Source organism: Olivibacter sp. XZL3 (assembly GCF_004368405.1).
In the GTDB taxonomy this organism is placed as follows: domain Bacteria; phylum Bacteroidota; class Bacteroidia; order Sphingobacteriales; family Sphingobacteriaceae; genus Olivibacter.
Genome location: NZ_SBJH01000046.1, coordinates 1 through 25977, shown reverse-complemented (window position 1 = coordinate 25977; position 25977 = coordinate 1). Strand labels below are relative to the sequence as shown.

Annotated in this window: 21 protein-coding genes; 6 read left to right on the top strand and 15 right to left on the bottom strand. The window is 42.8% G+C overall.

All coding sequences use genetic code 11. The features are described from left to right. Window positions 1-129: 129 nt before the first annotated feature. The 3 genes from pafA to pdhA form a co-directional block, all read right to left on the bottom strand. Window positions 130-1785 carry an alkaline phosphatase PafA gene (pafA, locus tag EPX21_RS10710; protein ID WP_134089688.1) on the bottom strand — a complete coding sequence of 552 codons (1656 nt, stop codon included), beginning with the start codon at window positions 1783-1785 and terminating at the stop codon, window positions 130-132. Window positions 1786-2090: 305 nt separating this feature from the next. Then, window positions 2091-3755 (bottom strand): pyruvate dehydrogenase complex dihydrolipoamide acetyltransferase, encoded by a 1665-nt coding sequence (locus EPX21_RS10705; protein WP_134089687.1) that lies wholly within the window; start codon window positions 3753-3755, stop codon window positions 2091-2093. Window positions 3756-3806: 51 nt separating this feature from the next. Continuing rightward, window positions 3807-4802 (bottom strand): pyruvate dehydrogenase (acetyl-transferring) E1 component subunit alpha, encoded by a 996-nt coding sequence (gene pdhA / locus EPX21_RS10700; RefSeq protein WP_134089686.1) that lies wholly within the window; start codon window positions 4800-4802, stop codon window positions 3807-3809. A gap of 334 nt (window positions 4803-5136) precedes the next feature. Between pdhA and EPX21_RS10695 the strand changes: the two genes are divergently transcribed. Next, a complete protein-coding gene (locus EPX21_RS10695) occupies window positions 5137-5715 on the top strand; it encodes a C40 family peptidase (protein ID WP_134089685.1) in 579 nt (192 codons plus the stop codon). Between the two features lie 256 nt (window positions 5716-5971). After that, window positions 5972-6487, top strand: coding sequence for a phosphoribosyltransferase family protein (locus tag EPX21_RS10690; protein ID WP_134089684.1), 516 nt, complete (start codon window positions 5972-5974; stop codon window positions 6485-6487). Window positions 6488-6633: 146 nt separating this feature from the next. On the opposite strand, the gene EPX21_RS10685 is transcribed toward EPX21_RS10690, so the two are convergent. The 8 genes from EPX21_RS10685 to EPX21_RS10650 all read right to left on the bottom strand — a co-directional run bounded on the left by EPX21_RS10685 (window position 6634) and on the right by EPX21_RS10650 (window position 15842). Further along, a complete protein-coding gene (locus tag EPX21_RS10685) occupies window positions 6634-8046 on the bottom strand; it encodes a lytic transglycosylase domain-containing protein (protein ID WP_134089683.1) in 1413 nt (470 codons plus the stop codon). Window positions 8047-8413: 367 nt separating this feature from the next. After that, on the bottom strand, window positions 8414-8602 hold the full coding sequence (locus EPX21_RS10680; protein ID WP_134089682.1) for a twin-arginine translocase TatA/TatE family subunit: 189 nt from the start codon (window positions 8600-8602) through the stop codon (window positions 8414-8416). A gap of 150 nt (window positions 8603-8752) precedes the next feature. Next, window positions 8753-10030 carry a murein hydrolase activator EnvC gene (locus tag EPX21_RS10675; RefSeq protein WP_166670731.1) on the bottom strand — a complete coding sequence of 426 codons (1278 nt, stop codon included), beginning with the start codon at window positions 10028-10030 and terminating at the stop codon, window positions 8753-8755. 109 nt (window positions 10031-10139) lie between these two features. Then, the gene (locus EPX21_RS10670) at window positions 10140-10853 is read right to left on the bottom strand and encodes a DUF4292 domain-containing protein (protein WP_166670730.1); all 714 of its coding nucleotides are present in this window, start codon (window positions 10851-10853) and stop codon (window positions 10140-10142) included. Between the two features lie 95 nt (window positions 10854-10948). Then, window positions 10949-12661 (bottom strand): tetratricopeptide repeat protein, encoded by a 1713-nt coding sequence (locus EPX21_RS10665; RefSeq protein WP_134089680.1) that lies wholly within the window; start codon window positions 12659-12661, stop codon window positions 10949-10951. 97 nt (window positions 12662-12758) lie between these two features. Next, window positions 12759-14255: a lipopolysaccharide biosynthesis protein gene (locus EPX21_RS10660; protein WP_370450965.1), complete on the bottom strand. Its 1497-nt coding sequence runs from the start codon at window positions 14253-14255 to the stop codon at window positions 12759-12761. 19 nt (window positions 14256-14274) lie between these two features. Beyond that, window positions 14275-14547, bottom strand: a complete 273-nt coding sequence (locus EPX21_RS10655) for an acylphosphatase (protein ID WP_134089679.1) — start codon at window positions 14545-14547, stop codon at window positions 14275-14277. Window positions 14548-14666: 119 nt separating this feature from the next. Further along, on the bottom strand, window positions 14667-15842 hold the full coding sequence (locus tag EPX21_RS10650) for an amidohydrolase family protein (protein ID WP_134089678.1): 1176 nt from the start codon (window positions 15840-15842) through the stop codon (window positions 14667-14669). A gap of 168 nt (window positions 15843-16010) precedes the next feature. Here EPX21_RS10650 and rlmN point away from each other — a divergent pair, with 168 nt between their 5' ends. Both rlmN and EPX21_RS10640 read left to right on the top strand, forming a co-directional pair. Then, window positions 16011-17075 carry a 23S rRNA (adenine(2503)-C(2))-methyltransferase RlmN gene (rlmN, locus tag EPX21_RS10645; RefSeq protein WP_134089677.1) on the top strand — a complete coding sequence of 355 codons (1065 nt, stop codon included), beginning with the start codon at window positions 16011-16013 and terminating at the stop codon, window positions 17073-17075. 98 nt (window positions 17076-17173) lie between these two features. Continuing rightward, on the top strand, window positions 17174-17863 hold the full coding sequence (locus tag EPX21_RS10640) for a ComF family protein (protein WP_240768657.1): 690 nt from the start codon (window positions 17174-17176) through the stop codon (window positions 17861-17863). Between the two features lie 100 nt (window positions 17864-17963). Here the strand turns inward: EPX21_RS10640 and glyA are convergent, their stop codons facing one another. Then, complete coding sequence (gene glyA, locus EPX21_RS10635) at window positions 17964-19235, bottom strand: serine hydroxymethyltransferase (RefSeq protein ID WP_134089676.1); 1272 nt, start codon at window positions 19233-19235, stop codon at window positions 17964-17966. A gap of 133 nt (window positions 19236-19368) precedes the next feature. Next, complete coding sequence (locus EPX21_RS10630; RefSeq protein ID WP_134089675.1) at window positions 19369-20121, bottom strand: ScpA family protein; 753 nt, start codon at window positions 20119-20121, stop codon at window positions 19369-19371. A gap of 271 nt (window positions 20122-20392) precedes the next feature. Here EPX21_RS10630 and dxs point away from each other — a divergent pair, with 271 nt between their 5' ends. Next, window positions 20393-22321: a 1-deoxy-D-xylulose-5-phosphate synthase gene (gene dxs / locus EPX21_RS10625; RefSeq protein WP_134089674.1), complete on the top strand. Its 1929-nt coding sequence runs from the start codon at window positions 20393-20395 to the stop codon at window positions 22319-22321. A 180-nt stretch (window positions 22322-22501) separates the two neighbouring features. Then, window positions 22502-24244, top strand: a complete 1743-nt coding sequence (aspS, locus tag EPX21_RS10620) for an aspartate--tRNA ligase (protein WP_134089673.1) — start codon at window positions 22502-22504, stop codon at window positions 24242-24244. 53 nt (window positions 24245-24297) lie between these two features. Here the strand turns inward: aspS and EPX21_RS10615 are convergent, their stop codons facing one another. Continuing rightward, the gene (locus EPX21_RS10615) at window positions 24298-24744 is read right to left on the bottom strand and encodes a single-stranded DNA-binding protein (RefSeq protein WP_134089672.1); all 447 of its coding nucleotides are present in this window, start codon (window positions 24742-24744) and stop codon (window positions 24298-24300) included. Window positions 24745-24756: 12 nt separating this feature from the next. Beyond that, on the bottom strand, window positions 24757-25815 hold the full coding sequence (gene mutY / locus EPX21_RS10610; protein ID WP_134089671.1) for an A/G-specific adenine glycosylase: 1059 nt from the start codon (window positions 25813-25815) through the stop codon (window positions 24757-24759). Window positions 25816-25977 lie beyond the last annotated feature (162 nt).

Here is a 25977-nt window from a genome sequence, read left to right as displayed (position 1 = left end):
TAAAGGACAAAATTAGCAAATAAATAGGGCTGTCGGATCGCCAAAAAAGGCGGACGAGAAAGACGATTGGGATGTAAATATATAAAAGGTTTTTAGTCCGCGGTTTGCTCCACGGACTAAAAAGGATTTCTATTTATTTAATACTTCGGTAATCGGGCTACCGATATTTCCATTAGGCTCTTGGATGTGTAACAGGCCCGCTAAGGTCGCAGCAATATCCGTCATTTCAGTAACTCGGTTTGTGGCTCCGTGTTTGATGCCCCATCCCATCCAGATTAACGGAATATGTGAATCGTAGGGACTCCATGCGCCATGGGATGTGCCGGTTGCTTTAGGCGCCCCGCTGTACCATTGCGGCTCTAATACTATTTGAATAGCCCCGCTTCTTTTGTAATTGTAGCCGTTGATGATACGTTGTTTGATTCTTTCCGGAATAGCCGCTTCAGCGGCTTTGTCCATTTCAGTAACAAAAGCGACGCCGTCAACGCCTCGAAGATATTTTACTGCTTCCGCTTTAATAGCAGATTCATCGAGCGACTTTTCTTGAATTAAGCGATTGTTCAAATGCACCTGGTAATTTGTCAGACTCATAACGATGCTTTCTTCGCCAAACTTTTGCTTTAATAAGCTGTTTAGCGCTTGCTGTACCTCCCTCGAATTAAAGTAGCCACCGTTGCCTTGCTGGTCTATGAAAAATTGTGGGTTATGAGCTGCCCCATGATCGGCGGTTAAAAATACGGTATACTGGCCTTCGCCGATTTCAGCGTCTAGATAGCGGAAGAAATCTCCCAAATCTTGATCTAAACGGAGGTAGTTGTCTTCTACTTCAACGGAATTGACCGCGAATTGATGACCGATATAATCGGGCGATGATAAGCTCACTGCCAGGAAGTCGGTAACACCTTCCGGATTCTTTCCCATCTGTTCGTGATCGATAGCCGCCTTTGCCAAATCGAGCGTTAAGGTGTTTCCATAAGGTGTCGAGCTTATTAAACCCAACCCGTTTTCTTTCATTAGTTTTGATGTCTTGATAGGAAAGGCTGCCTTTTCCATCCCTTTGAACTTCCCTTCGTAAGGGTTATCATCGTCAATGCTCTGTTTGTAGGTATCGATGGGATAAAGGGTGTTCCAATCCTGTTGCAGGTACTTTTCTGCGAGGTTTTGCTTGTTAAAGTCAGCGACCCATTGAGGTAGTTTATCCATATAATAGGTACTACTGATCCAGTTTCCATTATTGAACCAATAGGCAGCGTCGGCAAAGTGACCTGCAGGAAGGATGCCGCCTCTATCTTTGATGGCGATCCCAATTACTTTCGATCGAAAGTTACTTGCTAGCTTAAGCTCATCTGTTATAGTGGAAGCTAATAAATTCCTAGGTGACATTTTTCCTGCCTTGTTGGCTGCATCTAGACCGATACCAGTCACCTGGTCATCTTGTGCGCAATACATGTGTTGTCCGGTTGCCTGTACAATGAAATCATTGCCGGCAATACCATGGATAGCAGGAGTAGAACCTGTATAAACAGAACTATGGCCAATCGCCGTGACGGTTGGCACGTAGTTGATATAGGTGTTTTCACAAGAAAAGCCGCTGTTCAGCATGCGTTTGAAACCGTCCTCCGAATAACGCTCGTAGTAACGGTATAGATAATCCCAACGCATCTGGTCTACCATGATTCCTACGACCAGCTTGGGTCTGTCTACAGGCGAAGAAGTTTTTTGTTGGGCCTGCACGCTGTATAAACCGATACAACAGCATAAAATTAATAGTCTTCTAAGTATCATACTTTCAAATTACTGTTTATTGCTGCCAAACTTCGTAAATAAAGTTTTGAATAAGGAATTTATCATGTTATTTTTCTGTTATAACCGGATTCCTCGTTAGGAACTTAAACGGAAACGATGATGCGGATTCTTAGTTATACTAAGGGCGTTTCGATAGGTTTTATAATGAAAGAAGGCATCCGCCTGTAAGAGGGGATGCCTTCTTTTTGTAATATGTATGTTTTAAAAGGTCATCAAGATCCTTCATAACACTTTTCACCTCCATTGGTGATTGTGCGCTCGGTCATGAAGGTCTATTTAAGCCATTAAACCAATAACCGAACCGGTTCTTCCAGTAGCGATTTCACTGTTTGCAAGAAAGCAGCGCCAGTAGCTCCGTCGACCACGCGGTGGTCGCAGCTTAAGGTAATTTTCATTACATTACCAGGAACCACCGCACCGTTTTTGACCACCGGTACTTGCTGTATTCCTCCGATAGCTAAAATACATGAATCGGGCGGATTGATGATTGCCGTAAATTCATCAACGCCGAACATGCCCAAATTGGATACGGTAAAGGTAGAGCCTTCCCAATCTTTTGGTTGTAGTTTTTTCGCTTTAGCACGTTGAGCAAAATCTTTTACTTCTGCCGATATATGGGACAATGTTTTTCCATCGGCAAAACGCACCACAGGTACTAACAATCCTTCATCAACTGCAATGGCAACGCCAATATTCACGTGTTCGTTATAGCGGATTTTATCGCCTAACCACGATGAGTTTACATTGGGATGTTGTTTTAATGCTACAGCAACCGCTTTAATTACCAAGTCGTTAAACGATACTTTTACAGGGGCGACTTCGTTGATTTTAGTCCGGGCAGCGATGGCGCTATCCATATCAACTTTTACAGTTACGTAGAAATGCGGAGCGGTAAACAAGCTTTCCGAAAGGCGCTTTGCGATGGTTTTGCGCATTTGCGTAACCGGCTTTTCGGTGAAGCGTTCTTCTCCGATAAACTGCGGGATACTAACAGATTTGCCCTCTGCACCCTTGTTCTCTGCGCCTGGTGCAGCCGCTGCTGGAGCTTCCGCCTGTTGCTTAGCCGCAGGTGTGAACGACTCGACGTCCTTTTTTATAATTCGGCCATTCTCTGCAGTACCCTTCACTTCATTCAGGTCTATGCCTTTTTCCTTGGCAATTTTCCGCGCCAAAGGAGATGCCTTAACACGAGACGAATCAGCAGAAGTGGTTTCTGTGCTCGCCGGCTGACTTTGCTGGTTCGGCTCGCTACTCGCTTCTTCTTCTTTTTTAGTAGCCTCTTCTTTTTTCGGCTTGCTGCTCTTTTGTTTAAGCAAAGGTGTTACATCTGTGCCTTCTTTTCCTACAATGGCAATGATGTCGTTAACCTTTGCCGCTTGACCTTTTTCTACGCCAATGTAAAGGAGGGTTCCTTCAGCATAAGCAGTAACTTCCATGGTCGCTTTATCCGTCTCTACGTCGGCAATTACGTCATCACTTTTAATTTTATCACCTACTTTGAAATGCCATTCGGCAATCACACCTTCGGTCATGGTATCGCTAAGTAGGGGCATGGTGATAACCGTTGCTCCTAGCGATTCGGCGCTCACTTCTTCTCCTTCGTCCTCATCTTCGGCTTCTTCCTGTGCAGGTGCTTCCTCTTTTTTGTCTTCTTTTGTTGACGATGGTTCACCATCACCATTGCCATCAAGTAACGCTTGATAATCTTCGCCTTCTTCACCTAATACAGCGATTACAGCATCTATAGGTACTGCTTCGCCTTCTTTAGGTCCTATATATAATAGTGTGCCTTCCTGATAGGATTCAAAATCCATGGTAGCCTTATCGGTTTCAACTTCAGCAATTAAATCTCCTGAGCTAACCTTATCGCCTACCTTTTTATGCCATTTTGCAATCACACCTTCGGTCATGGTGTCGCTCATTTTAGGCATTTTCACTACTTCAGCCATAATATTATCTGGGGTTTTTTATCATTAAAATATTAAGATTGCACTTCCTATTTAATCCATAACATATGGATAGTCTTGCTGTACATACACGTCTGTATACAACTCTTCAGGATTCGGGTATTCAGACTCTTCAGCGAATTTTACCGCTTCATCAACAATACGCTTCACTTCGGCTTCCTCTTGGTCAAACCATTGTTGGTCGACGTATTTGTTCTCTAAGATGGCGTGTTTTACAGCAGCAATCGGATCCCGTTCTTTATATTGCTCCAGCTCTTCTTTTGTACGGTACTTAGCTGGGTCAGACATGGAGTGTCCTTTATAGCGGTAGGTCCGGATTTCAAGAAATGTTGGTCCGTCTCCTTTTCTTGCACGTTCAACAGCTTCATCCATTGCATTGTGAACAGCTACGACATCCATACCATCCACCGGTGCGCTTGGCATATCAAATCCTAAGCCCATCTTGTAAATGTCAATCATGTTGGTAGTCCGTTTAACGGAAGTACCCATGGCGTAACCATTATTTTCGCAAACGAAAATCACTGGAAGTTTCCAGAGCATTGCCATATTGAATGTTTCATTTAAAGAACCTTGTCTTACAGCCCCGTCTCCCATGTAACAAACGCAAACATTATCCGTGCCGTTGTATTTCTCAGCAAAAGCAAGGCCTGCACCAAGTGGAATTTGCCCACCTACGATACCGTGGCCTCCTGCAAAATTGTTTTCTTTGTCGAAAAAGTGCATGGATCCACCTTTACCCTTCGAGCAGCCAGTCACTTTTCCAAACAGCTCTGCCATAGCGGCATTTGCGCTCATTCCTTTGGCTAGTGCATGGGCATGGTCACGATAAGCAGTAATCATCGAGTCCTCTTTACGAAGAACTGACATGGCTCCTGCAACAACAGCTTCTTGCCCTATATATAAATGGCAGAAACCTCTTATTTTTTGTTGACCGTAAAGCTGCCCTGCTTTTTCCTCAAACTTACGCATAAGTAACATAGACTTATACCACTCTAGATATGTTTCTTTTGTTATTGGTGTTGAACTCATCGCTTTATGTTCGTGTACTTAATTTACTGGAAGGCAAATCTAATCAATTGTTACGATATTCACAGAATGTAGGCGATAGAAAGTAAATATTATTTGTCGCCTCCCGCCCTTTTTACTGATGGTTGTATACTATATAGTACATAAGTCAGAAAAATGTTAAAATTATGTTTGGTTTTTTTGACAAAATGAAAGTTTTGATTTAGCTTTGCGACTCAACCCAGTCTAGTGAATGAATAAACGTTTACGCTAAAAGAATACATTGTTAAAGTTAAACGGAGAGCCGGTTTAAGGTCAATAGACGCTTGGACTGTCTTCCTAAAGTAAATTAACTCGGATGAAAAAAACGCTTTTGGTAGTATGTATGCTGCTAGGTGCTATGTCACTAAACCTTCAGGCCCAAACCGTTACTGAAAAAAACAACTCACCCGAAGATCCTGATAATTTAGCTAAAGAATACTTTTCGCAGATCATGGGAATCGCCGCGTCGGCCACAACCAATACAAAGCTATATCAGTTCGTTTACGATTGGATAGGGACGCCTTACCGTTTGGGAGGCAAAACAAAGAATGGCATTGACTGCTCGAAGTTTGCCTACGAACTATATGAAAAGGTATTCAATACATCGATCGGAAACAATTCGAGAAATATTTATACACAGGTTGACCCCATCAGCAAAAGTGATTTGAAACCCGGAGACCTGGTCTTTTTTAAAATAAGAAGTAGAAGTATCACGCACGTGGGTGTCTATCTGGGCGATCGGAAATTTGCCCATGCATCGACGAGCCGGGGCGTCATGATAAGCAATCTCGATGAAGCATATTGGAAGCGCTACTATTTTAACGGCGGACGCATGATGCTAAAAGCCCAAAATGAGAAGGCTGAAGAAGAGGAAAACGTACTTCATTTAAATTAAGAAGTCAGCAGCATCCCGCGGACTAAAGGCGGCACAGGCAAAAGCACTAAGCTACATCCATCAAGCATTCGTCACAAGGCCGATGTGTTGTTTTGTTATTACAAAATAGTATCGTTTTCGCAACGTCAATTCCTTCCGGCTGCACAAATATTTGTTCGTTGCATTTAGTCAGCTGCTTTTTATAGCCCTATACCGTATACCCGAGGTATTCCACCTTCAAGAAATATTTACTACTTTTATTGACTAGAATAATACTATGGCCAGTGAAAAGATATTGATCTTGGATAAAGACCAGATCAAAAAGAAGATAACACGGATTGCTTATCAGATATTCGAGGACAACTTCGAGGAGGAAGAGATTGTTTTAGCGGGTGTGGCAGAAAGAGGCTATGTGCTCGCTCGCCGAATTAAGGATGAATTGGTGGAAATATCCTCATCGATCCGAGTTAAGCTTATCAATATTTCCCTAAATAAAATAAGCTCTACGCTACAGGCTGAAACCGATGTTTCTGTAACTGAGGCCAAGGATAAAGTGGTGATATTGGTGGATGACGTCTTGAACAGCGGGAGGACGCTGGCCTATGGACTAGGCGTCTTCTTGGATGTGCCCTTAAAGAAAATGCGGACGGCGGTATTGATCGATAGAAGCCATCACAAATTCCCGGTTATAAGCGACTTTTCAGGGCATAAACTGTCCACTATTCTGAATGAGCACGTCTCTGTCAACCTGGAGGGATTTGAAGACGAAGAGGACGCCGCTTATTTACATTAAGGCCACTGCTGCTAGGCGCTTCTGGCATCGCGTAGATCGAACAAACAAATTCTTGGATTACTAAATGAACGGCCCTCACCCGGTTTTTGGGGAGAGGGTTAAAGTCTTGTAACCATTTACGATTCTAGCCGCGGATTATAGTTTCTTTATAGAGCATTAATCTTTAGAGTCATCCCCGGCTTAATAGAGGATCCTTTTAAGTTATTCATCGCTTTTATATTAGATACCGTTGCCCCTCTGTACTTTTGCGCAATCCTAGAGAGTGTATCTCCGCTTTTAACTTTGTAAGTCACGTAATTTACGGTTTTCTTTTCGATGCTCTTTTTTTCGGCAGCATAGTTCGGTTCGGAAATCTTTAAGCGTTGTCCGGGGACTATGGCACTTCTCTTCAGCTTATTCCACACCTTTAAATCCTGCACTTCAACACGGTATTTATTGGCAATGGAACTTAGGCTCTCGCCTCTTTTTACAAGATGATAAACTGCCTTCCGATCACTGTTAGACGCGGCGATAACTTTTGCTGGAGCATCGGTCGGATTATTCAGTGCGGCATATAGGCTCGCATAAGCGGTTTTATCAACAGCCGGAACAACCAGACGTTTAGGCGCTTCTGGAGTGCCGTTAATGATACTCTTTTTATATGCAGGGTTTAAAGCAATGAGTTGGTTCAAGTCGAGATTCAATGCTTCGGCAACGCCGGCAAGCGGGGTGAATTTGTCGATTAATATGACGTCGGTTCCCTCTGATGTGGCTAAAGCCGAAGTCGAACCAGAAGGAACTGTAATGCCCAAGACCTCATAATTGCTTAGTACATAAGTCATGGCAATAAACGCAGGGACATAGTTGCGCGTTTCTCTGGGAAGATACTGCCATATCGTCCAATAATCGGGTTTTTCAACGCCCGAGCGCTGGATCGCACGGGCTACATTTCCTTTTCCGCAATTGTAAGACGCGATGGCGAGCTGCCAGTCGCCAAATTCGTTATAAGCGTCTTTTAGATAGGCCGCGGCGGCATAGGTTGCGGCGTATGGATCTTTCCGTTCGTCGACATAATTGTCGATATTTAAATTAAAGGCTTTGGCTGTGGCAAACATAAATTGCCAAGGGCCAGTAGCGCCGACACGCGAGACTGCATGTGGGTTTAATGCCGATTCAATAATAGATAAATACTTTATTTCTTGCGGTAAATCGGTTTCGGCAAATACTTTTTCGTAAATTGGGAAATAGTATTGGGCCAGCTCAAGCATCCTCGAAAGGTGATTTTTATACCGGGGTGCTGTGTAGGCATTTATATAGGATTGGACATAGCTGTTGTAAGTCAAGGGTACAGCTTTCTGTAAAGTGTCCAACTGCTTTTTTATATTTTGGGGGGCTAGATACCAGGAGAGCGGCTGTTGTACCGTATTTTTTCGATAGGTAGAATCGTCTTCTCTAGGGGGGGCGACCGAATTGGTGCTTAAGCGCGAAGGTTCTTCGGTATCTTTATTTGACGTTGCCCGTGTCGATTGAACACAAAACAACAAACCAACGGCAAATGCCGAAAAGCTTTTCAATATCATGTCGTATATTTAAGGTTGCTGATTATCAAACCGGTTCACTATATGTTAATAATAACCTAATATCTTGAGAAACCCCAAAAATTTAAGCAGTATTTCCTTAAAAGAACGGTTTTATTAACGCGCTTAGTATAGCGAACGCTTTTTTTTTAAAATAATATTAATAAAACTTTCATGGTTGATCGCATACACCAGTTCCAACTGGGATGGAAGTGTCACGAAAATTGGTCCGGCCTTTAACTGAATGCAATGCGCATATCCGTTCAGCAAAGAATGAGGCGTTGATGAGCAAAAGACCTTTGAAAAAAAAAGCTACTGTAACAGCTATGAAAAGTTACAGCAGCTTTTTCTTTTTATGAGTGCGAGGCGTTTATTGCTTTTCCTCTTTAACATCGTCCTTAATGGTTCCAGCTTGGCCTTCTTTAAACTCTCTGACGCCGCGGCCTAATCCACGCATCAATTCAGGAATTTTTTTTCCACCGAACAATAATAATAAAGCAAGAACGATAATTGCTATTTCAGGCCCACCGATACCCAGTAACAAAATTGTGTTTAACATAACTCAATATTTAAAATCTTTATCTAATACTACCTATGTAGTTTTTGTTTCCTTATAAAATACGTAATCTGCTTACGTCCAGTTTACAAACTTATGCAAAAATGCTTAAATAAACAATTTTTATCGTTTATCATATCGCGTCCATTTTTTCTAATTTCCCGCTAACCAACTGCTTGGATTGATAGGTGAAGTTCCTTGCCAAAGTTCAAAGTGTAGATCGGAAGTTCCTTCTGTTGCGTCTACGGCTACGGTACCGATCGTTTGTTTGACACTTACCTTCTGGTTTCGGGCAACACTTACACTTTTCAGGTTTTGATAAACCGTAAAGTAATTACCATGGCGTATGAGCACTGTATATTGGTTTTGCATTTGTACTACAGATGATACAACCCCATCGAATACGGCGCGTACGGCAGCTCCGGCTGTTGTACGAATGGTTAACCCGTTACTATTAACTTTAACACCTTTTCCATAGGTGTATTGTCCGTAGCCCTGCGTAACAGAGCCAGAGGCAACAGGCCATGGAAGTCGCCCGCGGTTGCCCGTGAAGTCGGCCGCTAGTTTAGCCGCTTCAGGCGTCGATAAAAGTGCTTCTTTGTCTGTTTTTCTGGCAGTTGGTTCTGGAGCTTTTGCATTTGGATTTTTCTTGGCTAACTCCGCAGCGCGCCTTCGCTCTTCTTCTTCCGCTTTTTTGCGTGCTTCTTCAATTTCTCTTCGAATGGCAGTTTGTATGGCACGTGCTAAACGAGCGTCTTCTTGCTGTTTCTTCGTCAGCTCTTGCTTGTACTCTTTTTCCTTCTTTGTTAAGTCGTTAAGTGCTTTTGATTTAACCGTTTTTTGACCGTCAAGCGCCTGCTTCTCTTTTTCCTGATCGCTCAGGAGCACCACTTTTTCTTTTTTGTTGTTGGCCAGTTCGGCGATTTTTTGTTCAATGCTTTTTTGTGTCTCTTCTATTTCTGTAGCTTGTTTTTTCCGCGATTCGCTAAATTGTTGCAGATATTTAAGGCGCTTATAGGCCTGATTGAAATCATTAGAGGCAAAAATGAACATCAATTTATTATAGGCATTCGAATTCCGGAACGCGAACTGTACCATAGAGGCATAACCCTTTTTCAGTTTGGCCAATTCGCTCTGCAGCGAACGGATGGTCTGGGTGTTTTTATTTATCTGACTTTCTATGAGATTAACTTCGCTATTGATTGTGTTGATCTTCTTTACCCTCAAATTGATCTGTGCATTGAGCGCATTTACTTGTTTGAGCGATAAGGATTTGTCTTTAGAGGTAGAACGTAAGGTCTGGTTTAATAATTCGATTTCACGGGTAAGCGCCTCCCGTTGTTTTTTTAATTGTGCGCTAGACTGTGCCCAACTAGAAAAGCCTATTACCAGAAAAAATAGCAGACAGCATATTGACTTTATCCGAATCATTCTCTTCTCCAAATCATAAATCGATGTATTTAATACATCGTTATTTTAACCAATTTATTGCCAACGAAAGTACTAAAATATTATTTAACTCACTAAAACAAGTTTTTGATCAGCGCATCACCCTTAAGGGTTTATATTTTGACGGGATGGTAAAAGGCATTTCCAAGGGTTCATTGAGTGCCATCCGGTTATATTTGAGCTGTAATTGGACGTTGACGGCGGCGGAATTAGCTGCCAAGCGGATGTCTTTCGGAATGGGGTGCTCTTTTATGGTAGCGAAATCGGAATAACTGGTATTAACCTGCTGTGCTCCGTTAAAAGTGCTCAAACGACAACGGGCAATTCGGTAGGCCTCGTCCACCTCCACCAAAAAGTTTAAGTCATTCTTAGAGCCCCTTAAAGAATATCCTAATCCGCTCGTTTGGGTTTCATCGGTATGCGTTAGTGCCTGTTCGATGATATTGCCCAACATTATCGATTGCAGATTGTCATAGGTGATTCCTTCAGATGCAAATTGGTGTAAAAAGGCAAAGGGCTCATCGATGTAGGTTCCATTAATGCGGTTCATCATCTTAAAACGGCTTGGGGTAATTAGCACGCGCGCAGCTTCAATACCGAATAAGGTAGTAATGGAAATCCAAATGGCCTCTTTATTTTTTATCTTGATATTTAAGGTGGCGTCGTAGCTGTCTTTGTTAATGGCGACGGCAGACTTCGCTTTTGCACTGAACGTGTTAAAGCTTAACTGGTTGGTAAGAATGCCATTTAGTAAGGCATGGTCGCTTATTGGCAACCGCTTCTCCTCGTCTTTAGTCGCCTCCACTATCGCCTTTTTGCTTTTACAAGCCGAAATTGCTGAGCAGATTACAAAAACTATTATAATAAATGGACTTCGTAAAGTTGAAATCTTAAAGGGCATCACTCAATATACTTTTTGGCATCGATTTTTTTGGACAACAGCTCCACATTTTCACCCGTGGTTTCGCCGGTTTGTTTCGCTTGTTTCCACTTTGCTACCGCATTTTCTATATCACCTAATTTGAAAAGGATATCACCATAATGTTCTAAAAGAGCAAAAGAGGTTTCGCCGGAATTTGCAATTGCTTTTTCGATCCATTTTTTAGCCTCCTCATAATTGCCTTGTTGGAATAAGACCCAGGCATAGGTGTCTTGGAATGTTGGATTATTGGGCTCGAGCTCGTTCGACTTTTTCGACATTTTGGCAGCCTCTTCTAATTTGCTCTTCCTAAGCGATAAGTAATACGCGTAGTTATTGAGGGTTCCTACATTGTTACTGTCCAAGGCCAGAGCTTCTTCGTATGCTTGGTCTGATTCGGCTGAGAGATCCAGCGCGTGGTAGGTATCGCCTAAGCTACTATATACTTGTGTAAGTAGCATGGTGTTGTTTTCCTCTGTATAGTTCAGCGCTGCTTCAAAACAATTCCGGGCATCTGTGTACTTTTTTTCCATAAAAAAGGCATGGCCCGAAAAGAACTGTGTTAGTGGTTGTTGCGGAAATAAAGCAGAGGCTTTGTAAGCATGTGCCAATGCTTCTTTTTGCATGCCTAAGCTGAGTTCAATTTGCAATAGCTGTTCCCAGATGGTGTTAACCCGACTGTTAATATCAATGGCTTTAAGGTATTGTTCCCGTGCTTCTCGAAGCTGCTTTTGTTGGGCCAGAATATCTCCGTATAGTGCAAACGCGCGGGCATCTGTTGGATAGCTCACCGTTAACGTGTTAGCTAATTCACGTATAATGGGCGCCATTTCTGTGTTTTTGGGATCAGACATAAGGCTTATTAGTAAGCGCATCTTCCCTTCAAAATCCATCCGCTCGCTGGCGAAAGCCATTTTCAGTTCCCTTGTTGATTTTTCCTCATCTTTTAGATTATGATAGGCATCGGCCTTACTTAACGAAATGTAAGGGTCTCCGGGGATACGAGCATGTCCCTCATCTAAGACTTTAAGTGCTTCTTTTGGTTTATTGAGCTTAAGGTATAAGTTGGCCAGCAACAAATACCCTTTGGTGCTATCCGGTTCATCTTCAATAATGGAAGTGACTTCTGCAACTGCCTTCTTAGGTTGTTTTTGTTTCAGGTATATCTCTTGACGCGCTATGATAATATTGTCGTCTTTTCCAAATTTCTGTTCGATCTCGTTGTAGGCGTCTAATGACTTAAGAAGCTCGTTATTCAGAAAAAGCGCATACGCCCGATCGTAAAAATATTCTTTCTTCTCTGGTTTAATGCGGACTAAGTGGTCAAAAATCGGCGGAAGAGATTTAAAGTCTTCCATTTGTTTATACACGTCCGCTAACAAAACCCAATACCACTCATTGTCGGGTTTTAAAGCCGTTGCTTTTTTTGCATGAATAGCCGCGTCGCCCAGGTTTTTGTCTTCGAGTTCTAAGCGGGCCAGTTCAAAATAAGCCGCATCATTGCTTTCATCAAGCTTTAACAGCTTATGGAACGTTGTCTTGGCCAGATCAAGATCGCCCCGCGCCTTTTCGTTTAGCGCTTGGTAATATAAATTCTTTACTTCACTACTATCAACCTGCGCTTGCGCGAGTACGTACTCGCCGGTTATTAATAAAACGAATAAACACGCGCATATTCTATTCTTCCAACTCATTTTACATTTTTGTTTAAAATCTATCCATTGTGCAATGGTAAACGTCGGCTAAAGGCTTTCATCTTTAACTATTCTTTCTGCTACAAAGGTTAGGCCATTATTTTTTAAAACCTAAAAGCTGTTTAAGCGGTTGTCTTTCTCTCAGGAACGTACCGATTAAAAATAGCAGAAGCAATGCGTTGCCGATAAGAAGGTTCCTTTTAAATACGCTAAAGGACAGCCAACTTAAAATTATTGCAGATACAATATACGTCAAATTTTTTAATGTATGATAAGGAATAGGGTATTTTTTTTGTCCCAAAACATAGGAAAGAGCCATCATACTGGCGTAGGTAATCATCGTAATCCAGGCAGAGGCGATAAATCCATAAGACGGTATAAAGAGCAAATTCAATACAATGGTAATAGTTGCACCCGCTCCGGAGATATAAAGACCGTATTTTGTCTGGTCAGAAAGCTTATACCAAATGGATAAACTCATATATACGCCTAGAAAAACGTAGCCCAATAAAAGGATTGGAACGACGGACAGGCCTTTCCAGTTTTCTGCGCTTGCGGCAGGAGAGGCCCCGGCTATAAAGTATTTAAGGAGTTCTATGTTGGCCACTAAACCGATCATACCGATGGCCATGGCAATTACGAAGTAATCCATGATGATGGCGTAAGTTTGTCCTGAATTCTCCGTTTTTGCCTGGCTGAAGAAAAATGGTTCAGCGCCTAAACGGAATGCCTGTATAAAAATACTTAAAAATATGGCGAGCTTCGTCGACAGCCCATAAATACCTACTTGGGTCTCTGCAATCTGATCCGGCAACAGTTGGCCTAAAAAGACTTTATCAAGATTTTCGTTAATGATAAATGAGAAATTGGCAATCAAAATAGGAAAGCTATAGGAAAGCATTTCGCGTGCTAATTGACTGTCAAATCGCAACCTCAATTTCAACATTTCCGGAATCATCAGCACTAGCGTGATGGCGCTTGCGAATAAGTTCGACAAAAACACATAGCCTACCCATTGCTGTTGGTACCAAGAAGAAAAAGACTTGGCAATAGGAATATTGTTTTTAAGTGCCCAAGGGACAAAAACAATAAAAAACAGGTTAGAAGACACGAATATGGAAATATTAAGCAGCTTGATCGTTCCATATCTCAAAGGGCGTCCATCGGCTCTGATTTTGGCGAAAGGAATAATCGCAATAGCGTCTAGTACTAAAATGAGCGAGAAGTAAGTGATGTACTTGGGTAAATCGGGATCCGATATATTTATAACGGCTGCGATTTCCTTTCGTAGCAGCGAAACGATAAGGAGGAAGCTTGCGCTGATGAAAAGGACAATCAGAAAGGTGTTGCTATAGACCGCTTGTTTATCATCTTCTCTTTTTTGGATATATCGAAAAAAGGTGGTTTCCATCCCAAAGGCTAACAACGCATTCAATAACGACGCGTAACTGTACATGGTTGTGAAGATGCCGAAAACAGCAGTAGGTAGTTTTCTAGCGAAAAGGGGGGTAAGGACAAAGTTGACTAAGCGCGCTATGATTGTGCTTAAACCATAAATCATCGTTTGTCCTGCGAATTTCCGTAATGTCGACAAGTTTTACAGCGTTAAAGGGTTAGTGCTTAACGATTTCAAAGTTACGATAGCTTTTTAATTCGCCGGGCTTAATCTCGACTTTTTCAACGACCGCACGTTCGGGCCCCTCATGACACCATTCTACGAAGGTCTCAAGTTCGAAGGGTGCTCCCTCTGCCTCTATGTAGACCGTTCCGTCCGCTCGATTCTTAACAAAGCCGCGTATCTTCAACTGGTCGGCGACAGCTTTGGTTGTGGCCCTGAAAAACACCCCTTGTACTTTTCCCGAAACGGTGATATTTAAATGCTTCATCCAATATTGTCTGTTTATTTGAAGCTACATAAAAAACTTCGTGCAGACAAAAGTGCGATTTTTTTGTAAATTAAGCTAGGGATAACGCTTCGTTCGAGAAATGCCGGATCAGACGATTATCAGAGCAAAGGAACGACGGTTGAATTTTGGCTAAGTTTTAATCCGTCGGTATGGCTGATGAGATTGAGCCCAGGTTTTTTCCCCTTCTCGATACTTCCATATCTGTGGTCGATTCCCAAATACTTTGCGCCGTTAATTGTGGCCCATTTCATCGTCTCTGCTAAATCTAAATACGGAAAATGAGCATGTAAGGTCAAGAGTTCAGATAAAATACATAACTTATCGTTCGAAGCCAAGCTATCGGTGCCAAGCGTTATAGGGCTGTCCTGATTCAGGAAAAGATCAATCTTCGGGAGTCTACCTTCGATATAAAGATTGGCGTTCGGACACAAACACCAGGTTACGTTTCCTGCAAAGCGATCTACAAAAAAGATATCTTTCATGTTTGTGTATGTGTTGTGCACAAACATCACCGGTTGCCGTTTCGGCAGTAAAGGGACAATCGTTTGGATGGAATCCCTTGCTTGCGCTTTGAAAAAGCTAATATCTCTTTTCAACTTTTGATAGAAATCTATAAATCCGCCGGATTTGTAGCGATAAAGTTTGTTTTCTTCCTCGGATTCTTGGTTATGGATGCTTAGAAGATTGTTTTCTGGTTTATGTAGCTGTTTGAAGAAGCGGAAAATCTCCTTGCAAACGGAATACGGCGCATGAGGAGTGATGGAGGAGGCTAGGCCTTCAAAGGCTTCGCATAAAGCGAGCCCATCTCTGAATACTTCTTGCGCCTTTTCAGGCTCAAAGCACAGAATTTCTACAAAGGTATGGTAATAGAGAGTGCTTTTCACTTTAACGCTTTTGGATACCGATCTGTTTGCGATATCACCGACCGCTACAATACCGTTTTGTTTCATTTCCTTGTCGGCAGCCATCATTGCGTCAATGATTTCGGCTTCGGCGGTGTTTCTTTGTGAAATTACTGCTTCTATAAAGGAAATTAATCCAGTGCCTTTCGGAAACTTGCCCTTTAGATGAGAAAGTTCCAGATGACAGTGCGCGTTGATAAATCCCGGAGCAATAATGCCCCGGTGCTTGATAATATTTTTATCTGATATTTCTTTCGTTCCAGGTTGATAAACGCCTATAATCTCACCGCTTTCATCCACTCCAACAATACCATTGTGAATCGGCTCAGTAGAAACGGGAAGAACATAGTCTGCCGAGTAATAATTTACCATGACATCTGAGGTTCGCTAAAAATATGAAGAATTTGTCTACTCTTTTTTAATAATTATGGGCAATGTTAGTAAAAAATATGAAACAAAAGAAATTTGTTTCACGGTTTAACACACTTGGATAACAAAGGATTATATGTTTTTGTGTTAAAAAAGCGGTATATTTGCCACGTGAAAAACGTTGGAAAGAAAGTAGACATCAGGGCGTTAAGCTTAGATCAGTTGAAAGAAAGCTTAGTAGAACTAGGAGAGCAAAACTTTCGTGCAAAGCAAATTTACGAATGGTTGTGGAAAAAATCCTGTGTTGATTTTGACGCGATGACGAACCTTAGTAAATCCCTTCGCGATTTGTTGAAAGAGAACTTTGTTGTTAATGCCGTCGCTGTCGATAGGTCACAGTACAGTGCGGACAAAACCATCAAGAGTACCTTTAAGCTGTTTGATGGAAATATTATTGAGGGCGTATTAATTCCTACGCCTGATCGAATGACGGCTTGTGTAAGTTCGCAGGTAGGATGTAGTCTAACCTGCAAGTTTTGCGCAACGGGCTATATGGATAGAAAGCGTAATCTGCATGCCGATGAGATTTACGATCAGGTGGTATTGATCAATAAACAGGCGGAAGAAAATTATAAGGCGGCGCTCAGTAACATTGTGTACATGGGAATGGGAGAGCCGCTACTCAACTACGCCAATGTTTTGAAATCGATTGAGCGAATCACTGCTCCCGATGGGTTGAATATGGCCGCGAAACGCATTACCGTCTCGACAGCTGGGATAGCCAAGATGATAAAAAAGCTTGGTGACGATCAGGTTAAGTTTAACCTTGCTCTTTCGCTTCATGCTGCCAATGATGAAAAGAGAAACGAAATTATGCCGATCAATGAGCAGAACTCGCTGAAGGCTTTAGCTGAAGCGTTGAAGTATTACTTTGCAAAAACGAAAAATCCAGTAACGTACGAGTACATCGTTTTCAACAATTTCAATGATAGCTTAGCGGATGCCGCTGAATTGGCTGCATTTTGCAAACATCTGCCCTGTAAGGTCAATATTATAGAATACAATCCGATTTCTTTTGCAGATTTTGAAAACGCAGAGGGCGACAAGATAGATCGTTTTGCGGCTTTCCTCCGGAAGAAAGGGATCATCACAAATGTTAGGCGAAGTCGGGGCAAGGATATTGACGCAGCCTGTGGGCAGCTGGCGGGAAAAGAAAAGCAGGGCCAGTTGGTGTAAGGCCTGAGGCTCTCCTAGGAAAATCTAGGTCTTCGTGTGCTAGTAGTTTCGTTAACGGGCAAATCCGGCTTTTGCAAATTCAGAAAAGTATATGATATATGATAACCCGCTATCTGAACGCTTTTGTTTCGTTGTTATATCCTGATTTATGTGCCGGCTGTATGCGGTCTCTTTATGAGCATGAGGAGCTGATCTGTACGCATTGCTTATACCATTTGCCGGTGACAAACTTTCACCTCGACCCCAAGAACGCTGCCGGTAAACAGCTATGGGGACGTGTTCAGTTGACAGCCGTCGCCTCCTATCTTTACTACGTGAAGGGAACTACGGTACAAAACATCTTTCACCAATTAAAATATTTCAACAAACCCGAAATTGCAAATATATTGGGCGAACGTTATGGTGCAGTGCTCGCGGCGTCTCCGTTTAAGGATGCCGACCTCATTGTTCCTGTGCCCCTGCACCCCAAAAAACTGAAAAAGAGGGGATATAACCAAAGCGAGTTCTTTGCAAAAGGGCTTAGCAAACATTTCAAGCTTCCGGTTGAATCGGGAAATGTAATTCGGCACACGCGTACGGAATCACAGACAACCAAGCGTCGATACGAGCGATACGAAAATATGAAAGATATTTTCGAGGTGGTGGAGCCGAGCGCCTTCGCCTTTAAGCACCTGATATTAGTAGACGATGTGCTAACCACCGGAGCAACGATCGAAGCATGTGCAAACAAACTTTTGCAAATACCCGGCGTTACGGTAAGTGTCTTAACGCTCGCTTATACCAAATGATGCTTAAATCCGCCTTCTCTGATGTCAAGAGAGTTCCGAACGGATAAAAAAAACCGGACATTTATGGTGCCCGGTTTTCGTATCTATGCAAGATGGGGTATTACTTATATAATGGGAATTTTGCCATGAGTTGAAGAACTTCATCGTGAACGGCATCCAAAACTTCTTCATCTTCCGGTGCATTAAGGACACGGTCGATCAATTCGACGATTGTCACCATTTCAGCTTCCCGCAAACCTCTTGTCGTTACAGCAGCTGTCCCCATACGGATACCGGAGGTAACAAAGGGTGATTTGTCATCAAATGGAACCATGTTTTTGTTGGTTGTAATGCCCGCTTCGCCTAACGCAGCTTCTGCAGCTTTACCACTAATTCCCTTGTTTCTTAAATCGATTAGCATGGAATGATTATCCGTGCCGCCAGAGATAATTTTGTAACCTTTACTAACGAAGGCATCGGCCATTGCCGAAGCGTTTTTCTTCACCTGTAGGATATAATCCATATAACTGTCGCTTAATGCCTCTCCAAAGGCAACAGCCTTGGCTGCAATGATATGTTCTAAGGGCCCCCCTTGTGTGCCTGGAAAAACGGCCATATCCAATAGAGAAGACATCATCCTGATTTCTCCTTTTGGGGTTTTTAAGCCCCATGGGTTTTCAAAATCTTTACCCATCATAATCATACCGCCACGGGGACCTCTGAGGGTTTTGTGGGTGGTGGTGGTTACTATATGACAATGAGGAAGCGGATCTGTGAGCAGTCCGCGAGCAATTAAGCCAGCCGGATGCGATATGTCGGCTACAACCAGGGCGCCGATTTTATCCGCCACCTGACGGATGAAAGCATAATCCCAATCGCGTGAATAGGCCGAAGCACCAACAATGATTGCTTTTGGCCGCTCTTTGAGCGCAGTTTCTTCTAAGGCTTTGTAATCGATTAAGCCGGTCTCTTTGTCTACACCATAAAAATGAGCTTCATATAATTTGCCGGAAAAGTTTACAGGAGAACCATGTGTAAGGTGGCCGCCGTGAGAAAGGTCGAAACCTAAAATCTTGTCGCCGGGCTTTAGGATTGCCAAAAACACTGCCGCATTAGCTTGTGCTCCCGAGTGAGGTTGTACGTTTACCCATGCGGCATTGAAAAGCTGCTTTGCGCGGTCTATAGCAATTTGCTCTATTTCGTCTACCACTTCGCAGCCGCCATAGTAGCGTTTGCCGGGTAAGCCTTCTGCGTATTTATTCGTTAATACAGAGCCGGCCGCTTCCATAACCTGTTTGCTTACGAAATTTTCCGAAGCAATCAATTCAATGCCTTCCTCCTGGCGTTGTAACTCTTCGTTAATCAGCTCAAATATGATGTTATCTCTTTCCATTAAATATTGATATAAGTATCAGTTTTAGACAGTTGCGCAAAGATAGGGAAAATGTGGATAATTGATAATAGCTTTACTTTATTTATTAGTTATCGGCCCTGTTTGATGCATGTGGGGACCGGAGCTTTATCACCTAAACGGCCTGTGCCTTTTCTTTTACCCAGAAATTATTATAACCTAATCCAAGTTGTAGTTCCAGCATTTGTTGCTGTAGCATCTCTAAGATGGCCAAGAAATTATAAACAAAATGCACCTTATTTTCCGAATGCTGCTGAATAGCCCTAAAGTCTAGCTTTTGATTGATTGTCAGTAACGAAGCAATCGCTTTTTTTTGCTGTTCGATTGTATAGGGGTATTGTACCACTGTATGTTTTACCTCACTAGACTTGTTCAAATAGTTTTTCATTAATCTATCATAAACCTTCATGAGTTTATATAGATCGAAAGAGCTTAATTCCTCACTTGGGTTCGCATCGTTTGCTGCAATTTTACAGTTGGAGGCGATATTGCCTCGCTTCTCGATCATAAAGCGATTGTCTTCCAGTATTTTAAGCTCTTCGCAAACAGTTTTGAATTTTTTGTACTCAATCAATTTTTGAACAAGGTCCTTTTTGAGGTCAATTTCATTTCCTTCCTCATCAATTTCCGGACGCGGCAATAGCATCTTCGCCTTAATACGCATCAGCGTGGCAGCGACAAAGATGAATTCGCTGGCAAGCTCCATATTCAGGGCATTCATGTGATGTAGATAGCCCAAGAAGTCGTCGGTAATCCGCGCGATGGAAATTTCATGTATATTGAGCTCGTCCCGCTCGATAAAGAATAATAGCAGATCAAAGGGACCTTCAAACTGCGGGAGCTTTATCTCAAAACCTTCTGTTTGCATGGACTCAAAGGTACACTTTTTTGAAAAATATAATACCATTTCGAAGTACCAACAGCTAAAACAAAGGGTGTAAATAACTTGTTGTTGGAAAGCACCGTAGGCTTTAGACGGCGCTCGTCTCGATACAGATATGGAACAAATATAGCAGTACATCGCTAAATTGAATATTTATCCTTTACTTTGTAAACGTTTTGTTATTACCGTAATTTTGTACTTACAGGAAGAGAATGAGGACTGATTGCAGGACAAATTCTTTCAGAACCTATTGAATATGGATTTTGAACCAGGAACGTTGTTAAAACGAATAAACAACCCCGCCGATTTAAAAAAGCTCCAGGAGTCGGATTTAGAAGAGTTATGTAAAGAGCTACGTCAGTATATTATTGATGTGGTTTCAGTTTACGGAGGCCATTTTGCGGCGAGCCTGGGTGTGGTTGAGCTGACCGTAGCCTTACATTACGTGCTCAATACACCTTATGACCAATTGGTATGGGATGTCGGCCACCAAGCCTATGGACACAAGATCCTTACAGGTAGACGGGACGTGTTTCATACGAACAGGGTGTATAATGGTATTAGCGGCTTCCCTAAACGGAGTGAGAGCGAATACGATACTTTTGGTGTAGGGCATTCTTCAACTTCTATATCGGCCGCCTTAGGTATGGCGGTCGCTTCACATTATAAAGGAGAAAGCGACCGACAGCACGTGGCTGTAATAGGCGATGGGTCTATGACGGCCGGTATGGCCTTTGAAGCGTTGAATCATGCTGGTATAGAGAAATCAAACCTTTTAGTCGTACTGAACGACAACTGTATGGCGATTGATCCAAATGTGGGCGCTTTAAAGGAATACCTTACCGGTATTACAGTTTCTAAGCCTTACAATCGTTTTCGAGACGATATCGCAGCTGTACTTAGCAAAATTTCGCAAATTGGGCCGGATGCCTTGGGTCTGGCTAAAAAGATCGAAAAGAGTATAAAGGGGACGCTATTGAAAAACAGTAACCTTTTTGAATCATTGAAATTTAGGTACTTTGGTCCGGTGGACGGTCACGATGTTAAACGATTGGTTAAGATTATTGACGAACTAAGGGATATACCAGGTCCTAAACTGTTACATTGCATTACGGTAAAAGGAAAGGGCTTTGCGCTTGCTGAAAAAGATCAGACGAAATGGCACGCGCCCGGTTTATTTGACAAAATAACCGGTGAAATCAAAAAAACCATTAGTAATAAGCCGGTAGCACCTAAATACCAAGACGTTTTTGGCCATACCTTGGTAGAGCTAGCCGGGAAAAACGATAAAATCATGGGTGTTACACCGGCCATGCCATCCGGTTCTTCGATGAACATCATGATGAAAGCGATGCCTAACAGGGCTTTTGATGTAGGCATTGCTGAACAACATGCTGTGACCTTTTCTGCAGGCTTAGCCACCCAAGGAATGGTGCCTTTCTGTAATATTTATTCGACCTTTATGCAGCGAGCCTATGATCAGGTGATTCATGACGTGGCTTTGCAGAATTTAAATGTAGTGTTTTGCCTGGACCGCGCCGGTATCGCGGGCGCTGACGGGCCGACCCATCATGGGGCTTACGATTTGGCGTATATGCGTTGCATCCCCAATATGAAGGTGGCCGCGCCCATGAATGAGGAGGAACTGCGCAACCTTATGTATACGGCGCAAACGGAAAATATGGGGCCCTTTGTTATTCGATATCCGCGTGGACAGGGTGTAATGCCGGACTGGAGGAGGCCTTTCAAAGAGATACCGATCGGAAAAGGACGGAAAATTTGCGATGGAGAGGATTTGGCTATACTGAGCATCGGACATATTGGAAATGAAGTGGTGAAAGCGACTGTTGCCCTTAATTCTGACGGAGTTTATCCAGGCCACTACGATTTGAGGTTCGTAAAGCCTTTAGATGAAGAACTTCTACATGAAGTGTTTCGGAAATTCGACAAGATTGTGACGGTGGAAGATGGCTGTCTGCAAGGAGGAATGGGAAGTGCGTTGCTCGAATTTATGGCCGACCACAACTATCAGGCGAAGGTGGTTCGTTTGGGCATTCCAGACCAGTTTATCGAACATGGGGAACAAAACCAGTTGTGGGCCGAGTGCGGTTACGATGCGGAACATATTATTTCTACCGTAAGGCAGCTAACAGAAGGCCGGAAGACAAAAACGATGGCCGGATAGGAGAGAGGCAACTTGATTATGCCGCTTACTTGTATAGACAATAGTCAAGAAGCAGTTTGAATAAATAAAAAATAAAACAGAAGACATAACGATTGTTAGTTGGGCGTTGAATATACTTGCCTGTCCGTTCAAGAGGGCTAAGGAACAACGAACAACGAACAACGAACAATAAGAATATATATGTATAGAACACATACTTGTGGAGAGTTAACATTAGCAGATTTAGGGAAAGATATTACGCTGTGCGGATGGGTCCAAAAGTCAAGAGATTTAGGCGGGATGACTTTTATTGATATGCGAGATCGGTATGGCGTTACTCAATTGGCCTTTAACGCCGATGACGATGAGATGTTACGGGCAAGGGCTCGAGAACTCGGCCGAGAGTATGTAATACAGGTTAAAGGAACAGTAATTGAGCGCTCTAGCAAAAATTTAAAAATACCTACCGGAGAAATCGAGATCAGGGTGGCTGACCTTCTGGTACTGAATGCTGCAAAGCTGCCGCCCTTTCTGATTGAAGATGAAACCGATGGAGGAGATGACCTCCGAATGAAGTATCGTTACCTGGATTTACGACGTAACCCGCTGCGGAATAACTTAATGCTTCGTCACCGGATGGCGCAAGCTGTTCGTTCCTATTTGGATGGCCAAGGGTTTTTGGAAGTTGAAACGCCTGTGCTTATTAAGTCGACCCCAGAAGGAGCTAGGGACTTTGTGGTGCCAAGCAGAATGAACGAAGGGCAGTTTTATGCACTACCTCAATCGCCGCAGACATTTAAACAGCTGCTGATGGTGTCCGGTTTCGATCGATATTTCCAAATTGTAAAATGCTTTCGCGATGAGGATTTGAGGGCAGATAGGCAGCCTGAATTTACACAGATTGATTGTGAGATGGCTTTCGTTGAACAGGAGGATATCCTGAATTTATTCGAAGGGCTGATTCGCTATTTGTTTAAAACAGTTAAAGATATAGAGATTGGCCAACTGCCACGGATGACCTATGCAGATGCAATGCGCTTATATGGTTCCGATAAGCCGGATACGCGCTTCGGAATGCATTTCGTTGAATTGAACAGTGTGCTAAAGGGAGCGGGTTTTCCTGTTTTTGATAATGCCGAATTAGTTGTTGGTATTAAAGCCGAAGGTTGCGCCTCCTATACGCGAAAACAGCTTGATGCGTTGACGGATTTTGTGAAGCGGCCTCAGATCGGCGCAACCGGATTGGTTTATCTGCGCGTCAACGAGGACGGTACATTGAAGTCTTCAGTCGATAAATTTTATAATGAAGCGCAATTGGCAGCATGGGCAGAAGCATTTGATGCAAAATCGGGCGATTTAATCTTGGTTATGGCGGGGGATGCCGATAAAACAAGAAAACAGCTGAATGAACTGCGCCTCGAAATGGGTAGTCAACTAGGTTTACGTGACAAAAATAAGTTCTCTGCACTTTGGGTAATCGATTTTCCGCTTTTGGAATGGGATGAAGAGAGCGGCCGGTATCACGCAATGCACCATCCTTTTACTTCTCCTAAGATGGAGGATGTCGCTCTGCTGGATACTGCTCCAGGCGAGGTGAGAGCGAACGCTTATGATATGGTGATTAACGGGACTGAAGTGGGCGGAGGGTCAATCCGTATTTTTCAAAAGGATTTACAGCAGCTGATGTTCCGTCATCTCGGTTTCAGTGAGGAAGAGGCACAAGCGCAATTTGGCTTCTTAATGGATGCTTTTACATACGGCGCACCTCCGCATGGAGGAATCGCGTTTGGATTTGATCGTTTAGCGTCCATTTTTGCTGGACTGGACTCAATAAGGGATGTTATTGCTTTTCCTAAGAATAACGCCGGAAGAGATGTGATGATCGATTCACCGAGCCCGATTTCACAGGAACAATTGGATGAATTGAAGATAAGCATCAGATAGGGGTACGGTATAAGGTATAGGTCTTTTAGGTCTGTAACCTTATACCTTAAACCTTAAAAGGGCAGATCATCGCTTTTGTTTTCGTTGAAATCAACGGGCGTCGACGCCGGATCGTTGCTATGACCGGGGCCGCTGTTGTGTTTTTCTCCATTACCGGGCGACTCGAAATCGCTTTTCCTGCCCAGCATGGTGAAGTTTTCGGCAACAATCTCGGTGGTGTAGCGTTTCACCCCTTCTCTATCTTCGTATGAGCGGGTTCGTAACTTTCCTTCTATATAGACAAGTTTTCCCTTTTGCAGATATTTTGCAGCTACGTCTGCCAGGCCTCTCCACATTACAATGTTATGCCATTCGGTTTGTTCTACCTTCCTTCCGTCTTTATTGAAAGTTTCCGATGTCGCCAAAGGGAAACTCGCAACCGATACATTGCCTTCTAAATGGCGAACCTCGGGATCCTTGCCTAAGTGTCCAACCAGAATAACTTTGTTAATTCCTGACATAGCTTATAAGTGTTAGTTGTTGCAAATATTATGGTCTCTTAAAAATGTGAAAATTAATTTAGGTTTAGCTAATGTATCTAAATCTTTTATAAAAACATAATTCCAGTCTCTTTTTTTCTCCCCTGACTGAATGAAATTCTTAACTGCTATGAAGGTGGCATAAATATTTTGGTGACTGAGCACGTGTTTCTTCGGTCTGCTTATTATTTCCAATTCGGAGTCGACGGGAAAGAACTGCTGAAAAACGGAGGTTTCCTTCAGTTGGCTCAAATCCAAGGCTTCCGGATACTCTATTAACGGAAATTCGTACATGTTTTCCCAGATGTCTTTCGGCCCTCTTCTTTGCATCGCAATCCTGTCTTTGTCCTTTAATATAAAATAGTAGAAATGCCTGTCTTTTGATGCTTTTCCTTTTATTTTAACAGGTAAGAAATTTACTTTGTTTTCAAGGCGTGCATAACAACTCGTATTTAAAGGGCAAATGTCACAATTAGGCGATTGCGGTTTGCACTGCAGTGCCCCAAATTCCATAACAGCTTGATTATAAATGGAAGCATTTTTCTCGTCGAGCATATCAGTTGCGACACCACTGAATATTTTTTTTCCTTTATTGGTGTTGATAGGCTCATCGATGCCGAAATACCTTGCCAGTACACGAAAGACATTCCCGTCTAAAACGGCTTGCGGCTCATTAGCAGAAAAAGAGGCGATGGCAGCGGCGGTATATTCTCCAACACCCGGAAGTTTGAGTAAGCTGTTATAATCCTTTGGAAAGGTACCATTGTGTTCTCTAATGACTGTTTTGGCAGCTTTGTGCATGTTCCTCGCTCTCGAATAATAGCCCAAACCTTGCCATAGTCTCAAGATCTCGTCCTCCTCGGCGTTTGCGAAATCCTGAACCGTAGGGTAAGTCGCAACGAAGCGATGGAAATAGGGCAGGCCTTGTTCTACCCGCGTTTGTTGAAGAATGATCTCCGAAAGCCAAATAATATAGGGATCTGTAGTACTACGCCAGGGCAAGTCGCGTTTGTGTTTATGGTACCACTGAACAATTTCTTGTGCAAATAACATGCAGCAAAGGTAGCAAACTATAGTTTTTTTTAAGCTTAAAGCTGTAGAGGTAAGGCGTAAGGTTGAAGGTATAGGGAGGGTATGTCTTGTCCTGATATAGGTTGACAGTTTATTATTTACAAACTGACAAGCATGATGGCGAAATTACAGAGAATGACCGTT

What these genes read in the sequence shown, in the direction of transcription:
- pafA (WP_134089688.1), bottom strand. Translation starts at nt 1,785, where the DNA reads ATGATACTTAGAAGACTATTAATTTTATGCTGTTGTATCGGTTTATAC.
- EPX21_RS10705 (WP_134089687.1), bottom strand. Translation starts at nt 3,755, where the DNA reads ATGGCTGAAGTAGTGAAAATGCCTAAAATGAGCGACACCATGACCGAA.
- pdhA (WP_134089686.1), bottom strand. Translation starts at nt 4,802, where the DNA reads ATGAGTTCAACACCAATAACAAAAGAAACATATCTAGAGTGGTATAAG.
- EPX21_RS10695 (WP_134089685.1), top strand. Translation starts at nt 5,137, where the DNA reads ATGAAAAAAACGCTTTTGGTAGTATGTATGCTGCTAGGTGCTATGTCA.
- EPX21_RS10690 (WP_134089684.1), top strand. Translation starts at nt 5,972, where the DNA reads ATGGCCAGTGAAAAGATATTGATCTTGGATAAAGACCAGATCAAAAAG.
- EPX21_RS10685 (WP_134089683.1), bottom strand. Translation starts at nt 8,046, where the DNA reads ATGATATTGAAAAGCTTTTCGGCATTTGCCGTTGGTTTGTTGTTTTGT.
- EPX21_RS10680 (WP_134089682.1), bottom strand. Translation starts at nt 8,602, where the DNA reads ATGTTAAACACAATTTTGTTACTGGGTATCGGTGGGCCTGAAATAGCA.
- EPX21_RS10675 (WP_166670731.1), bottom strand. Translation starts at nt 10,030, where the DNA reads ATGATTCGGATAAAGTCAATATGCTGTCTGCTATTTTTTCTGGTAATA.
- EPX21_RS10665 (WP_134089680.1), bottom strand. Translation starts at nt 12,661, where the DNA reads ATGAGTTGGAAGAATAGAATATGCGCGTGTTTATTCGTTTTATTAATA.
- EPX21_RS10655 (WP_134089679.1), bottom strand. Translation starts at nt 14,547, where the DNA reads ATGAAGCATTTAAATATCACCGTTTCGGGAAAAGTACAAGGGGTGTTT.
- EPX21_RS10650 (WP_134089678.1), bottom strand. Translation starts at nt 15,842, where the DNA reads ATGGTAAATTATTACTCGGCAGACTATGTTCTTCCCGTTTCTACTGAG.
- EPX21_RS10640 (WP_240768657.1), top strand. Translation starts at nt 17,174, where the DNA reads ATGATAACCCGCTATCTGAACGCTTTTGTTTCGTTGTTATATCCTGAT.
- glyA (WP_134089676.1), bottom strand. Translation starts at nt 19,235, where the DNA reads ATGGAAAGAGATAACATCATATTTGAGCTGATTAACGAAGAGTTACAA.
- EPX21_RS10630 (WP_134089675.1), bottom strand. Translation starts at nt 20,121, where the DNA reads ATGCAAACAGAAGGTTTTGAGATAAAGCTCCCGCAGTTTGAAGGTCCC.
- dxs (WP_134089674.1), top strand. Translation starts at nt 20,393, where the DNA reads ATGGATTTTGAACCAGGAACGTTGTTAAAACGAATAAACAACCCCGCC.
- aspS (WP_134089673.1), top strand. Translation starts at nt 22,502, where the DNA reads ATGTATAGAACACATACTTGTGGAGAGTTAACATTAGCAGATTTAGGG.
- EPX21_RS10615 (WP_134089672.1), bottom strand. Translation starts at nt 24,744, where the DNA reads ATGTCAGGAATTAACAAAGTTATTCTGGTTGGACACTTAGGCAAGGAT.
- mutY (WP_134089671.1), bottom strand. Translation starts at nt 25,815, where the DNA reads ATGTTATTTGCACAAGAAATTGTTCAGTGGTACCATAAACACAAACGC.